The organism is Variovorax humicola, from assembly GCF_037889915.1.
GTDB lineage: Bacteria > Pseudomonadota > Gammaproteobacteria > Burkholderiales > Burkholderiaceae_C > Variovorax > Variovorax humicola.
This window is the reverse complement of record NZ_JBBKZV010000002.1, coordinates 106,558-118,713: the sequence shown is the minus strand read 5'-3', so window position 1 is coordinate 118,713 and position 12,156 is coordinate 106,558. Positions and strand designations below refer to the sequence as shown.

At 66.4% G+C, this 12,156-nt stretch carries 12 protein-coding genes; 11 read left to right on the top strand and 1 reads right to left on the bottom strand.

Features of this window, described 5'->3' with window-relative positions; translation table 11 throughout:
* Positions 1 to 40: 40 nt before the first annotated feature.
* Both WKW80_RS04310 and WKW80_RS04305 read left to right on the top strand, forming a co-directional pair.
* Positions 41 to 1,513: an MFS transporter gene (locus WKW80_RS04310; protein WP_340362315.1), complete on the top strand. Its 1,473-nt coding sequence runs from the start codon at positions 41 to 43 to the stop codon at positions 1,511 to 1,513.
* 191 nt (positions 1,514 to 1,704) lie between these two features.
* Positions 1,705 to 1,938, top strand: coding sequence for a hypothetical protein (locus WKW80_RS04305; protein WP_213955792.1), 234 nt, complete (start codon positions 1,705 to 1,707; stop codon positions 1,936 to 1,938).
* A 68-nt stretch (positions 1,939 to 2,006) separates the two neighbouring features.
* Here the strand turns inward: WKW80_RS04305 and WKW80_RS04300 are convergent, their stop codons facing one another.
* Positions 2,007 to 3,575: a phospholipase D family protein gene (locus WKW80_RS04300; protein WP_340362314.1), complete on the bottom strand. Its 1,569-nt coding sequence runs from the start codon at positions 3,573 to 3,575 to the stop codon at positions 2,007 to 2,009.
* A 377-nt stretch (positions 3,576 to 3,952) separates the two neighbouring features.
* On the opposite strand from WKW80_RS04300, the gene WKW80_RS04295 reads away from it, so the two are divergent.
* From WKW80_RS04295 to WKW80_RS04255, 9 genes are all read left to right on the top strand, one after another.
* Positions 3,953 to 4,984, top strand: a complete 1,032-nt coding sequence (locus WKW80_RS04295) for an ABC transporter substrate-binding protein (RefSeq protein WP_340362313.1) — start codon at positions 3,953 to 3,955, stop codon at positions 4,982 to 4,984.
* A gap of 2 nt (positions 4,985 to 4,986) precedes the next feature.
* Positions 4,987 to 5,769 (top strand): ABC transporter ATP-binding protein, encoded by a 783-nt coding sequence (locus WKW80_RS04290; RefSeq protein WP_340362312.1) that lies wholly within the window; start codon positions 4,987 to 4,989, stop codon positions 5,767 to 5,769.
* Positions 5,770 to 5,779: 10 nt separating this feature from the next.
* Positions 5,780 to 6,628 (top strand): ABC transporter permease, encoded by an 849-nt coding sequence (locus WKW80_RS04285; protein ID WP_340362311.1) that lies wholly within the window; start codon positions 5,780 to 5,782, stop codon positions 6,626 to 6,628.
* Positions 6,629 to 6,702: 74 nt separating this feature from the next.
* On the top strand, positions 6,703 to 8,082 hold the full coding sequence (locus WKW80_RS04280; RefSeq protein WP_340362310.1) for an FAD-dependent oxidoreductase: 1,380 nt from the start codon (positions 6,703 to 6,705) through the stop codon (positions 8,080 to 8,082).
* Positions 8,082 to 9,248, top strand: coding sequence for a CaiB/BaiF CoA transferase family protein (locus WKW80_RS04275; RefSeq protein WP_340362309.1), 1,167 nt, complete (start codon positions 8,082 to 8,084; stop codon positions 9,246 to 9,248). The genes WKW80_RS04280 and WKW80_RS04275 overlap by 1 nt, the downstream gene beginning before the upstream one ends.
* 58 nt (positions 9,249 to 9,306) lie before the next feature.
* Complete coding sequence (locus WKW80_RS04270) at positions 9,307 to 10,083, top strand: enoyl-CoA hydratase-related protein (RefSeq protein WP_340362308.1); 777 nt, start codon at positions 9,307 to 9,309, stop codon at positions 10,081 to 10,083.
* A 16-nt stretch (positions 10,084 to 10,099) separates the two neighbouring features.
* A complete protein-coding gene (fdxA, locus tag WKW80_RS04265; RefSeq protein WP_340362307.1) occupies positions 10,100 to 10,474 on the top strand; it encodes a ferredoxin in 375 nt (124 codons plus the stop codon).
* Positions 10,471 to 11,232: an SDR family NAD(P)-dependent oxidoreductase gene (locus tag WKW80_RS04260; RefSeq protein ID WP_340362306.1), complete on the top strand. Its 762-nt coding sequence runs from the start codon at positions 10,471 to 10,473 to the stop codon at positions 11,230 to 11,232. Before fdxA ends, WKW80_RS04260 begins: the two co-directional genes overlap by 4 nt.
* A complete protein-coding gene (locus WKW80_RS04255) occupies positions 11,229 to 12,152 on the top strand; it encodes a dihydrodipicolinate synthase family protein (RefSeq protein WP_422822848.1) in 924 nt (307 codons plus the stop codon). Before WKW80_RS04260 ends, WKW80_RS04255 begins: the two co-directional genes overlap by 4 nt.
* Positions 12,153 to 12,156 lie beyond the last annotated feature (4 nt).

The window sequence follows — 12,156 nt, the reverse complement described above, 5'->3', positions numbered from 1 at the left end:
ACAAGTCGGGCGCTGGCGTCGCCGGGCCGGCTGAACACCCATGAACGGGATCGGCAAGGCGCCCTGCGACGACACGTTGATCCAGGTTGCGCCTCCCGCGGTTCCGTGCGCTGAAGTCTCGAGGCGCTGGGTTCTGGTGGCCGCCATCATCGGCTCCAGCATGGCGTTCATCGACGGCACCGTGGTCAACGTGGCACTCCCGGCCATCCAGCGCGACTTGCGGGCGACGCCGTTCCAGGCGCAGTGGGTGGTCGAGGCCTACGCGTTGTTTCTTGCGGCGCTGCTGCTGGTCGGCGGCGCGCTGGGCGACCGACTCGGCCGTCGGCGTGTTTTTGCGTTCGGCGTTGCGTTGTTCGCGGTTTCCTCGGCGGCCTGTGCCCTGGGCACGGAGATACAGCACCTGATCGCGGCGCGGGCTGTGCAGGGCATTGGCGCGGCGTTGCTGGTGCCCGGCAGCCTGGCGCTGATCAGCGCGGCCTTTCCCGAGAAAGAGCGTGGCAAGGCGATTGGTACCTGGTCGGGCTTCAGCGGCATCACTGCCGCCATCGGGCCGGTGCTCGGAGGCTGGCTGGTCGACCATTACTCGTGGATATGGGCCTTCCTGATCAATGTGCCGATGGCGGGGCTGGCACTCGCCATCGTCTGGCGGCACGTGCCGGAAAGCCGCGGGCCCGACACGGCCAGCCCGGTCGACGTGCCTGGCGCTGTGCTGGCAATCGCGGCGCTGGGCGGCATCGTCTATGCCTTCATCGAAGCGCCGACACAGGGCTGGAGCGCGGCGCCCGTACTGGCAGCGATGGTGATCGGGCTTGCGGCCGCGGCGGCGTTTGTCGTGGTGGAGCAAAAGAGCAGGGCGCCGATGCTGCCGCTGGGCCTGTTTCGAATCGCCAACTTCAGCGCGGCAAACCTGCTGACGCTGTTCCTCTACGCGGCGCTTGGCGGCAGCCTGTACTTCATGCCGCTCAACCTCATCCAGGTCCAGGGCTATTCCGCGACCGTGGCCGGCGCGGCGTTGTTGCCATTCGTCCTGCTGATGTTCTTTCTTTCAGGCTGGGCCGGGCAGTTGGTCGACCGCTTCGGGCCGCGCATCCCACTGGTGCTCGGACCTGCAATGGCAAGCGTCGGGTTTGCGCTGCTGGCCTTGCCGGGTGTCGGTGCGACCTATCTGTCGGCGTTCCTGCCCGGCGTGCTGGTGCTGGGGTTCGGCATGACGGTGACGGTGGCGCCGCTCACCACCACGGTCATGAACTCGGTCGGGCCGACGCTCGCCGGCACGGCGTCGGGGGTGAACAATGCCGTGTCCCGCACGGCGGCGGTGCTGGCGATTGCGGTGTTCGGCGTCATCATGGCCTGGGCCTCCGCCGCGCACCTGCCGGACGGCTCCGTGGCCTTCAAGATGGCCTTCGTGGTCGGGTTTCGCTGGATCATGGGCATCAGCGCCGCGCTCGCCTTGCTCAGCGCTTTCAGTGCATGGCGCTGGATTCGCGCCCCGAAAACAGCGTCTGGAAAGTAGTTGAAAGGCGGCAATGGCCCTACTAAGCCGGCCGACTGAGCCGTGGGGTCATGGCGAGCAGGGTATCATCGGGGGTTCGCCGGTTGGATCTCTCCCCTTGGGTTTTGCTGAAAGGCGCCCAAATCTCCCGCATGAACGCATCCCATACCTTGCCTCGCACTTGATGCGTCCCCTGAACCCTGGAACTATAGATGGCCAAAGCTGATAGCAAAACAGCCGTGATCGAAGGCGGCCTCCGTTACAAATCCAAGCCCTCGGGCTCTCCGTATGCCGAAGTCTCGTCATTCGGCGGCAGCACCATGTCGTGCTACATGTGCGGCAAGCACCGCGCCCGCGCTTCGCTTCAGATGAAGCGCCTGCTCGGCAAGTCGCAGGCTGTGTGCGCGCCTTCGTGCAAGGCGCTCGACGAAGCCATCAAGGGCTGAGTTTTCGCACCATGCCTTGAAAAAGCCGCTTTCGGGCGGCTTTTTGTATTGGCTAGCTTTTGTGTTGGCTAGAGCAGGCTTTCGCTGATGAACGGAAACAGCAGCAGCAACTGCAGCCTGGTGCCCACGCTGACGCCCGGTTCGCTGTCGTAGACCTTCTCGACGCCGTTCTCCACGCCAATCCACTGTACCCGGTCCCCCGGTTCGACCAGCCGCAGGCGGTAGCTGCCGGTGTCGCGCACCCGCCCGGCGAGTTGGAGCACCTCTTCGGCCAGTTCGGGCGAATAGACCAGCATGCCGAGTTCGGTGTTGACGCGCGACGAGCGCAGATCCAGGTTCATGGAGCCGACGAACGTGGTCTGCCGGTCGACCACGATCAGCTTGGAATGCGAGCGGCCGATGGAGGCGTTCAGCGCCGCGCTGATGAGCGAGTCGTTCTTCAGTTGGCTGGAATCGACCTCGAACAGGTCGACGCCCATCTTCAGCATGTCGAGGCGATAGCGCCCATAGGCGGCACTCGTGAATGGCTCATCGTTGGAAGCCAGCGAATTCGTCATGACCTCGACGCGCACATCGTTGTTCAGCGCATTGCGCATGCCGTCCATGCCCAGCTTGCCGGGAATGAAATAAGGTGAACCCATCACGACCTCCGCCTTGGCCTCGCTGATGGTCTTGGTGACCCGGGCCGTCACCGTGGTTTCATCGTCGCCACGCGCCGCGCGACCGCTGACTTTTTCCGGGTCGTCGGCAAAGGCATCGATGCGTCCATGGAGCAACCTGAGTGGCGGGCGCGCCAGGTCGGCACTCAACGGGGCGTAACCGAGCAGGTCCCTGGCGTCGGGCGACGGGCTCGGAAACGCCGACACCGCTTCCGCCGTCAGGTGCTCGAATTCCGCTTGCAGGGCCGGTGGCTCCTTGCGCCTTGGCTCCACCGAGTGCAGCGGGAAGACGCGCGGACTGTTCCAGTAGGTGTCGAAGATGCCGGCCAATCGGGGCACCACCGCACCCGCGACCAGCAGGTCGAAATCGACGAAGTTGCCGCCCTTGCTGTTGAAGAAGTATTCGTCGGCGATGTTGCGTCCGCCCGCGATGGCAAATGCGCCATCGGCAATCAGCAACTTGTTGTGCATGCGATGGTTGACACGGGAGAAATCGCCGGCCGCCAGAATCCACCGCGACAGGGCATACGACCGGCCCGTCGGAAACGGGTTGAACAGCCTGACCTCCACGTTCGGGTACGCCGCAAGCCCGAGCAGCATGTGGTTGGTGTTTGCGGTGTAGAGATCGTCGACCAGCAACCGCACACGCACCCCACGCTGCGCCGCATCGCGCACGGCTCGCACCAGCGCGTGGCCGCTCAGGTCGTTCTGAAGCAGGTAGTACTGGATGTCCAGGCTCTTTTGCGAATTGCGCACCAGCGCGAGCCGCGCGTCCATCGACCATGCGGCGAGCGACAGCGGCCTGAAGCCGGAGCCCTTGCCGGCGGGCACGCTTTGCGCGGCGATGCGGCCGAGCGATTCGTTGCTGCTGGCAGCGATGGCCGCCACCGGCGTCCTGTCGACGGAGGGCGGCAGCGAGGCGCAACCTTGCAAGACGGCAGACAGGGCGAACGTCGCCGCCAGGAGAAATGACTTCATCTTCATGTCGCGGAAATTGTTTCAGGTTTTCCGAAAATCATGGTCGAAGCGCGACGCTGATCCTCGTCTGCATGCACAGACCTTCGGTCGATCGCTGGTGAGGCTAGGCGTTTACCCGCGGCAGCAGCACGACGCCCGTCTCCGACGCAAGGCGCCAAAGGCATCTCGCGCGCGTCTTTCTCAAGCGAAGAGTGACGAATTCCGCATTCCGGACCCTCGATCCGCACGATTTTTTAGTTCGCCCGTTGCGAAAAACGATGCTTGGCAGCACCAGCCTCGACTTCTACATTCGCGCCACTGGTCCTCGACGCCCCTGGCAAAGAGCTCACCACAGTGCCCGCATTACCCGCTTGCATCCATCAAAAAGGAACTCACTCATGGCCAATGTTTGCGACCAAGGTCGCCGTAGTCTCCTCAAGACTTCCCTCGTTGCCGGAGGCCTCTCGGCCGGCGGCTTCTTGTCGATCGATGCGTTCGCGCAAGGCAAGGCGAAGATCAACATGCAGCTCGGCTGGATTCCGAGCGTCAACCAGATCGGTGAAGTGGTGGCAAAACGCCTCGGCTTCTACGAGCAGGAAGGCATCGACTTCGCGATTCAGCCGGGTGGACCGAACATCGACGGCGTTGCCATCGTGGCATCGGGCCGCTACGAAGTGGGGCAGGTTTCCTCCAGCCCCTCGGTGATGCTCGCGGTCTCGCAAGGCCTGCCGATCAAGTGCTTTGCCGCCGGCGCGCAGAAGCACCCGTTCACCTTCTTCTCGCTGTCGAAGAACCCCGTGAAGAAGCCGTCCGACCTGGTCGGCAAGAAGGTCGGCATTCCGTCGACCGCCGCCATCCTGCTGCGTGCCTTGCTCGCCAAGAACAAGATCGCCGAGAAGGACGTCACCGTGATCACCGTCGGCTCCGACATGGCGCCGCTGCTGAGCGGGCAGGTCGACGTCGTCACCGGCTGGCTCACCAGCACCACCGCACTCAAGGCGCTCGGCGCGGGCCGCGTCGACCTGACGCTGTGGGACGGTGGCGTGCAGCTCTATGCGCTGCCGTACTACGCGACGACAACCACGCTCGAGAAGCAGCCGAAGGTGATCGAGGCCTTCCTGCGCGCCACGTCGCGCGGATGGCAGCACGTCAAGGCCAACCGCGACGAAGCCGCCGACCTGCTCATCAAGGAGTACCCGAATCTCAAGCGCGAGGACGAACGCGCAGCCATCGACGTGATGCTCGAGTACGCGCTCGGCGGGCTGGCGCAGACGCAGGGCTGGGGCGCCATGGACCCCGCCGTCTGGCAGTCGCAGATCTCCCTGTATTCGGAGCTGGGCCAGTTCACCGCCAAGACGCCGAAGCTGGAAGACGTCATGACGCTCGACATGCTCAAGGCCACCGCCGCAGCGCGCATGAAGGCGGCCTGACCATGTCCGCCGTTCTGAAGACAACGCCCGCGATCAGCGCCCGCGACATCGGCATGCGCTTCTTCACGATGCGCCGCGATGTCACCGCGATCAAGTCGATGGACCTGGACGTGGCGCAGGGCGAATTCCTGACGCTGCTCGGCCCCTCGGGTTGCGGCAAGTCGACCTTCCTGCGCGTCGTCGCAGACCTGCTGGCGCCGAGCCGCGGCAGCATCGACGTGCTCTCCACTTCGCCGGAGACCGCGCGCAAGAACCGCGACATCGGCTTCGTGTTCCAGGACGCGGCGCTGCTGCCCTGGCGCACGGCGCTGCAGAACGTGGAGCTCCCGCTCCAGGTGGGCAAGGGCGCGAGCCGCAAGGGTCGCCGTTCGCCGCAGGAACTGCTCGAACTCGTGGGCCTCAAGGACCGCGCGAACGCCTGGCCGCACGAGATGTCCGGCGGTCAGCGCCAGCGCGTCTCGATCGCCCGTGCGCTTGCCAGCGACCCCAAGATCCTGCTCATGGACGAGCCGTTCGGCGCGCTCGACGAGATCACGCGCGACCGGCTCAACGAGGAGATTCGCAAGGTCTGGAAAGACACCGGCGTGACGATCCTCTTCGTGACGCACAGCATCCACGAGGCCGCCTTCCTGGGCCAACGCGTGCTGATGCTGGCTGCCAACCCGGGCCGCGTGCGCGAGATCGTTCCGGTCAACCTCCCCGAAGACCGCACCCTCGACATTCGCGAGACGCCCGAATTCGTGCAACTCACGGCCCATCTGCGGCGCGTGCTGGAAACCTGCTGAGACCGCTGCCATGACTACCAGTTCTATCGATACGCCCGCGGCCGTGCTGAACCAGGGCTCCGCCGACCCCGAATACCTCAAGTGGGCGGACGCCCGCCGGCGGCGCATGTGGCGCAGCCGCATCCTGCCGGCGCTCGGCATCGTCGGCCTGCTGGCGCTGTGGTGGGCGGTGATCGCGATCTTCGACGTCAAGCCCTTCATCGCGCCGACACCGTGGGCGGTGGTCGAGACGCTCTACGCCAAGCGCGCGGTGCTGCTCGACAACCTGATTCCCACTGCGCTCGAGGCGGCGGGCGGCTTCCTGCTGGGCAACCTGGCCGCGATCGTCGTCGCCACCATCTTCGTCCACAACAAGACGCTGCAGGACATCTTCTTCCCGGTCGTGCTGATGTTCAACGCCGTGCCGCTGGTCGCCAAGGCCCCGGTGCTGGTGCTGATCATGGGCAACGGCATGGAGCCGAAGATCACCATCGCCGCGCTCGTGTGCTTCTTTCCGACGCTGGTGAACACGGTGCGCGGGCTGGAGTCTGTGAACCCGCAGGCCATGGAACTGATGCGCGTGCTGTCGGCCAGCAAGATGGAGATCTTCTTCCGCCTGCGGCTGCTGAACGCCTTGCCGTACCTGTTCTCGGCGCTGCGCATCGCGGCCTCGATGTGCGTGATCGGCGCGGTGGTCGGTGAATGGGTGGGTGCCACGGTCGGCATCGGCGCCATGATCCTGCAGGCCACCTTCAACTTCGACTCTCCACTGCTGTATGCCGCGATCGTGATGAGCGCGACCTTGTCCGGGCTGTTCTTCCTGCTCGTGACCTTGGCCGAACGCTGGATCATCCGCTGGCATCCGGAGAGCTCGCACTGACCCCGGTACATCCCGGGGCGGCGCCAGCCAAAACGCGCGCCGCCTCACCCCGACTTATTCAACAGGAGATTTCTATGAGCCGTATTGGCGATTGGATGCAAGAGCCTGCCCACGACATCCGTGTGGCAGCCGAATCGGATGTGGTCGTTGTCGGCGGCGGCCCCGCAGGCCAGGCCGCGGCACTGGCCGCTGCGCGCAACGGCGCGAGCGTCACGCTGCTGGAGCGCTACAACCACCTGGGCGGCCTCGCCTCGGGCGGCATGGTGCTGGTGCTCGACGACATGTGGGACAGCCACCAGCAGGAAATCTCGGTGCGCGGCATCTGCATGGAGATGATCGAGCGCATGGCCTCGCGCGGCCTGGCCGAATACCCCAAGCAGCACGAGTGGGGCAGCCTGCCCGAATCCGTGCGCCGCTGGAAGCGCTGGGGCACCTTCGACTTCCACAGCAAGGAAAAGCCGCACCCCATCTGCTTTGCCGCCGCCTTCGACCCGGATGCGTTCAAGCGCGCCTCGCTGGAGATGGTGCAGCAGGCCGGCATCGACCTGCGGCTGCATTCGTGGTTCTCGCGCACGCTGGTCGAGGACGGCCAGGTCAAGGGCGTGGTCTGCGAATCCAAGAGCGGGCGTGAAGCGATCCTCGGCAAGGTGGTCATCGATGCCACCGGCGACCTCGACGTGGCCGCATCGGCCGGCGCCCCGCACATCAGCGGCGCCTACATCGTGACGACCGTGTTCCGCCTGGGCGGTGTCGACACCGACGAGGCCGAGCGCTTCGAGCACGAGGAACCTGTCGCCTTCCAGGCGATCGACCGCGAGATCAAGCATCTGCTCGGCGGCGCCTGGGACAGCTGGTGGCTCAAGACGCCGCTGCCGGGCGTGGTGTGGTGCAACTGCCCGCACATGGCCGGCCTCGACGGCCTCAAGGTGAAGGACCTGACGCGCGCCGAAGTGCAGGGTCGCAACACCATCCACAAGGTGATCGAGTTCATCCGCGCCAAGCTGCCGGGCTTCAAGGACTGCTACCTGATCGACCTGGCGCCGCAGACCGGCATCCGGCAGACGCGCCTGCTCGAAGGCGAGTACGTCATGTCGAAGGAAGACGTGGCCCAGCGCGTGCGCTTCGAGGACAGCGTGGCGCGCGGCCGCGACTATTACTACCCGTACCGCACGCTGGTGCCGCGCAGCGTGGAGAACCTGCTGGTGGCCGGTCGCCACTACTCGTCGACCTCGGCCGCGCAGAAGATCTCGCGCGAGATCCCTCCCTGCATGGCGATGGGCGAAGCTGCCGGGACCGCTGCCGCGCTCTCGTTGGACGCCGGCGTATCCGTGCGCAACGTCGACATCGGCAAGCTGCAGCGCACGCTGCGCGCACAGGGCGCCGACCCCGGCGACCAGAAGGGCCCGAATGCCGACGTGCCCACGATTGCCCGTTCGTTTGCGGAGGCCGCGTGATGACCGATTCACAGAACCTGCCGCTTGCCGGCATCCGCGTCATCGACTTCACGCAGGTGATGATGGGCCCGGTCTGCACGCAGATGCTGGCCGACCACGGCGCCGACGTGATCAAGGTCGAGCGCAAGGGCGCGGGCGACCTGAGCCGCTCGACCTTCGCGCCGGTCGCGGGCCATGACAACCCGATCTTCTGCAGCCTGAACCGCAACAAGCGCAGCGTCGAGATCGACCTGCGCGACGCAGCGCAAGTGGACCTGGTCAAGGCGCTGATCGCCGATGCCGACGTGGTCACCAACAACTTCCGCGCCGGCGTGATGGAACGCCTGGGCCTGGGCTACGAGGACTGCAAGCGGCTCAACCCGCGCATCATCTATGCCGTGGGCACCGGCTTCGGAGAGACCGGCCCGTACGCGCACAAGGGCGGCCAGGACGTGCTGGCGCAGGCGCTGACCGGCGTGATGGCGCGCCGCGCCGACGATTCGATCCCGGTCTCGATCTACCCCACCGCCCTGGCCGACTACACCGCCGGCATGCACATGGTGCAGGGCATCCTGTTCGCGCTGCTGCAGCGCGAGCGCACTGGGGAAGGCCAGAAGATTTCCGTCTCGCTCTTCAACTCGATGCTGGCCATGCAGATGCAGGAGGCCGCGATGATCATGATGGAGGACTCCGAGGTCAACTGGGCCGCGATGCCGCTGTCGGGCACGTTCGAGACGCAGAACGGCCCGCTGGTGCTGGTCGGCGCATTCAAGCAGCATCCGCTGCGCGACATCTGCACGGCGCTGGAGATCGACGACCTGTCGCAAGACCCGCGCTTCGCCGACCTGGATGCGCAGTTCAAGCACAAGGCCGAACTGCATGCGATCTTCCGCGCGCGCTTTGCGAGCAACACGCGCGAACACTGGCTGGGCCGTCTTGAAGCGCAAGACCTGCTGTCCGCGCCGGTGCGCGACATGCGCGAGGCGCTGGTCGATCCGCAGACGCTGCACAACAAGATGATCCTGGAAGACAGCACCCTGTCGGACCGCACCCTGAAGTTCATCGCCAGCCCGATCCAGATGTCCGGCGCGACCACCGGCATCCTGCGCGAACCGCCGCGGCTAGGGCAGCACACGGAAGAAATCCTTGCCGAGGCGCGCTCGCTGATTGAAGTGGTGACGCTGTGAGCGCCGCGGGCCGCCCCAAGCAAGCTCGTACGGCAGTGCGAAGCACGGAGGTTTTGTGATGCCTGTTCTCTACGAAGTCGCGAACAACGTCGCGACGGTCACCATCGACCGCCCGGACGTGCTCAACGCGGTCGACCTGCCGACCGAGGCCGAGCTGATCCGCATCTGGGAAGACATCGAGCAGCGCAACGACGTTCGCGTCGTGGTGCTGACCGGCACCGGCGAGCGCTCCTTTTGCGCCGGCGCGGACCTGAAGAACACGTCCAACCTCAAGGGCGTCGAATACTGGGCGGCCACGCGGCCGGGCGGCTTCGGCGGCATCGCGCTGCGCGAGACGCTCAACGTGCCGGTCATCGCCAAGGTCAACGGCTTCGCGCTGGGCGGCGGCTTCGAGATGGTGCTGGGCTGCGACCTGGTCGTGGCCTGCGAGGAGGCGAGCTTCGGCCTGCCCGAGCCGCTGGTCGGCCGCCTGCCGCTGGACGGCGGCATGCTGCTGCTGCAGCGGCAGATTCCCTACCGCCAGGCGATGGGCATGATGCTCACCGGCCAGCGCATCAAGGCGAAGCGCGCGCTGGAGATGGGCCTCATCAACGAAGTCGTGCCGCGTGCCGAACTCGATGCTGCGGTCGACCGCTGGGTGCAGCAACTGCTGGCCTGCGCACCGCTGTCGCTGCGCGCCATCAAGCAGGTGGTACGCCAGACCGGCCAGATGTCGCCATCGCAGGCGCACGGCATGCGTCTGCCGGAACTGGTCTCGGCGCTGCGCTCGGAGGACTCGAACGAAGGCGTGCTCGCATTCCAGCAGAAGCGCAAGCCGCAGTGGCTGGGACGGTAGACGGAAAGGCTTTGCCATGGCACACGTCATCACCGCCGCCTGCATCGACGTCAAGGACGGGGCCTGCGTCCACTGCTGCCCCGTCGATTGCATCTACGAGGGCGAGCGCACGCTCTACATCCACCCGGACGAGTGCATCGACTGCGGCGTCTGTGTCTCTGCCTGCCCCACCCAGGCGATCTACGAGGAGATTCTCCTGCCGCCCGAAATGGCCCATTTCGTGGCGATCAATCGGGAGTTCTTCGGCGCCGAGGTCAGCGGCCTGGGCTCGCCCGGCGGCGCCGACGCGCGGCGCGTGCCCTGCGACCACCCGCGCATCGCGCAGGAAGCGCCGGGCGCCCAGGCCGCTGGCGGCTCCATCCAATCCATGAACCTGAAAGAGACAGCATGAATGATCTGAAGAACAAGGCCGTCCTGCTCACGGGCGCCAGCACCGGCATCGGCGCCGCCGTGGCGCGCGGTCTCGGCCACGCCGGCGCGCGGGTCGCGGTGCACTACCGGGGCAAGCGCGACGAGGCCGATGCTGTCGCGCGCGACATCGAGGCCGCCGGCGGCCAGGCCATCGTGGTGCAAGCCGACGTGACCGACTCGGCTGCCGTCGACCGCATGGTGAAGACGGTGCACGACACCTTCGGCCGCATCGACGTGCTCATCAACAACGCGGGCGGCTTCGTGAAGCGCTCGCCCATCGCCGATGCCGACGACGACTACATCGACTCGGTGTTCCGCCTCAACGCCCGCTCGGTGGTCGCGGTGAGCCGGCGTGTCATTCCGCTGATGGCGGCGGGCGGCGGCGGCGCCATCATCAACGTCACGACCCAGGCAGCGCGCACCGGCGGCGGGCCGGGCGCTGGCCTGTACGCCGCGTGCAAGGGCTTCGTCTCCACCATCACGCGCACCATGGCCAAGGAACTCGTGAAGGACGGCATCCGCGTCAACGCGGTGGCGCCTGGCGTGATCGAGACGCCGTTCCATGACGGGCACTCCAGCCCCGAGGTGCTGAAGAACTTCGCCAACGCCATCCCGATGGGCCGGCTCGGCACCGCGCAGGAATGCGTGGGCGCCTTCTTGTTCCTGGCCAGCGCCGCCGCCAGCGGCTACGTCACGGGGCAGGTGCTGGAAGTCAACGGCGGGCAGGTGATGCCTTGACGGTGCAGGCCCGCTACCGGGGCATCTTCCCGGTCGCACCGACCACCTTCACCGAGACCGGCGAGCTCGACCTCGCAAGCCAGAAGCGATGCATCGACTTCATGATCGATGCGGGTTCCGATGGCATCTGCATCCTGGCGAACTTCTCCGAGCAGTTCCTGCTGTCCGACGAGGAGCGCGAGGTGCTGACGCGCACGGTGCTCGAGCACGTGGCCGGCCGCGTGCCCGTGATCGTCACCACGAGCCACTTCAGCACGCGGGTGTGCGCCGAGCGCAGCCGCCGCGCGCAGGACATGGGAGCCGCAATGGTGATGGCGATGCCTCCCTACCATGGCGCGACCTTCCGGGTGCCGGAGCCGCAGGTCCATGCCTTCTACGCGCAGCTTTCGGATGCGCTGGACATTCCGATCATGGTGCAGGACGCGCCGGCCAGCGGCACACCGCTGTCGCCCGCTTTCCTCGCGCGCATGGCAACGGAGATCGAGCATGTCGCCTACTTCAAGATCGAGACGGCGGGCGCGGCATCGAAGCTGCGCGAGCTCATCCGCATGGGCGGCGACGCGATCGAAGGCCCGTGGGACGGCGAGGAAGCGATCACGCTGCTGCCCGACCTGGACGCCGGCGCCACCGGCTCGATGACCGGCGGTGGCTACCCGGACGGCATCCGTCCCATCATCGAGGCGCATCGCGCGGGCGACCGCGACAAGGCCTTCGCGCTCTACCAACGTTGGCTGCCACTGATCAACCACGAGAACCGCCAGTCCGGCTTCCTGGCCGCCAAGGCACTGATGAAAGAGGGCGGCGTGATCGCCTGCGAAGCGCCGCGCCACCCCTGGCCCGCGATGCACCCGGAAACCCACGCCGGCCTGATCGAAACGGCCCGCCGCCTCGATCCGTTGGTGCTGCGCTGGGGCCGCTGAGAAA

What these genes read in the sequence shown, in the direction of transcription:
- WKW80_RS04310 (WP_340362315.1), top strand. Translation starts at nt 41, where the DNA reads ATGAACGGGATCGGCAAGGCGCCCTGCGACGACACGTTGATCCAGGTT.
- WKW80_RS04305 (WP_213955792.1), top strand. Translation starts at nt 1,705, where the DNA reads ATGGCCAAAGCTGATAGCAAAACAGCCGTGATCGAAGGCGGCCTCCGT.
- WKW80_RS04300 (WP_340362314.1), bottom strand. Translation starts at nt 3,575, where the DNA reads ATGAAGTCATTTCTCCTGGCGGCGACGTTCGCCCTGTCTGCCGTCTTG.
- WKW80_RS04295 (WP_340362313.1), top strand. Translation starts at nt 3,953, where the DNA reads ATGGCCAATGTTTGCGACCAAGGTCGCCGTAGTCTCCTCAAGACTTCC.
- WKW80_RS04290 (WP_340362312.1), top strand. Translation starts at nt 4,987, where the DNA reads ATGTCCGCCGTTCTGAAGACAACGCCCGCGATCAGCGCCCGCGACATC.
- WKW80_RS04285 (WP_340362311.1), top strand. Translation starts at nt 5,780, where the DNA reads ATGACTACCAGTTCTATCGATACGCCCGCGGCCGTGCTGAACCAGGGC.
- WKW80_RS04280 (WP_340362310.1), top strand. Translation starts at nt 6,703, where the DNA reads ATGAGCCGTATTGGCGATTGGATGCAAGAGCCTGCCCACGACATCCGT.
- WKW80_RS04275 (WP_340362309.1), top strand. Translation starts at nt 8,082, where the DNA reads ATGACCGATTCACAGAACCTGCCGCTTGCCGGCATCCGCGTCATCGAC.
- WKW80_RS04270 (WP_340362308.1), top strand. Translation starts at nt 9,307, where the DNA reads ATGCCTGTTCTCTACGAAGTCGCGAACAACGTCGCGACGGTCACCATC.
- fdxA (WP_340362307.1), top strand. Translation starts at nt 10,100, where the DNA reads ATGGCACACGTCATCACCGCCGCCTGCATCGACGTCAAGGACGGGGCC.
- WKW80_RS04260 (WP_340362306.1), top strand. Translation starts at nt 10,471, where the DNA reads ATGAATGATCTGAAGAACAAGGCCGTCCTGCTCACGGGCGCCAGCACC.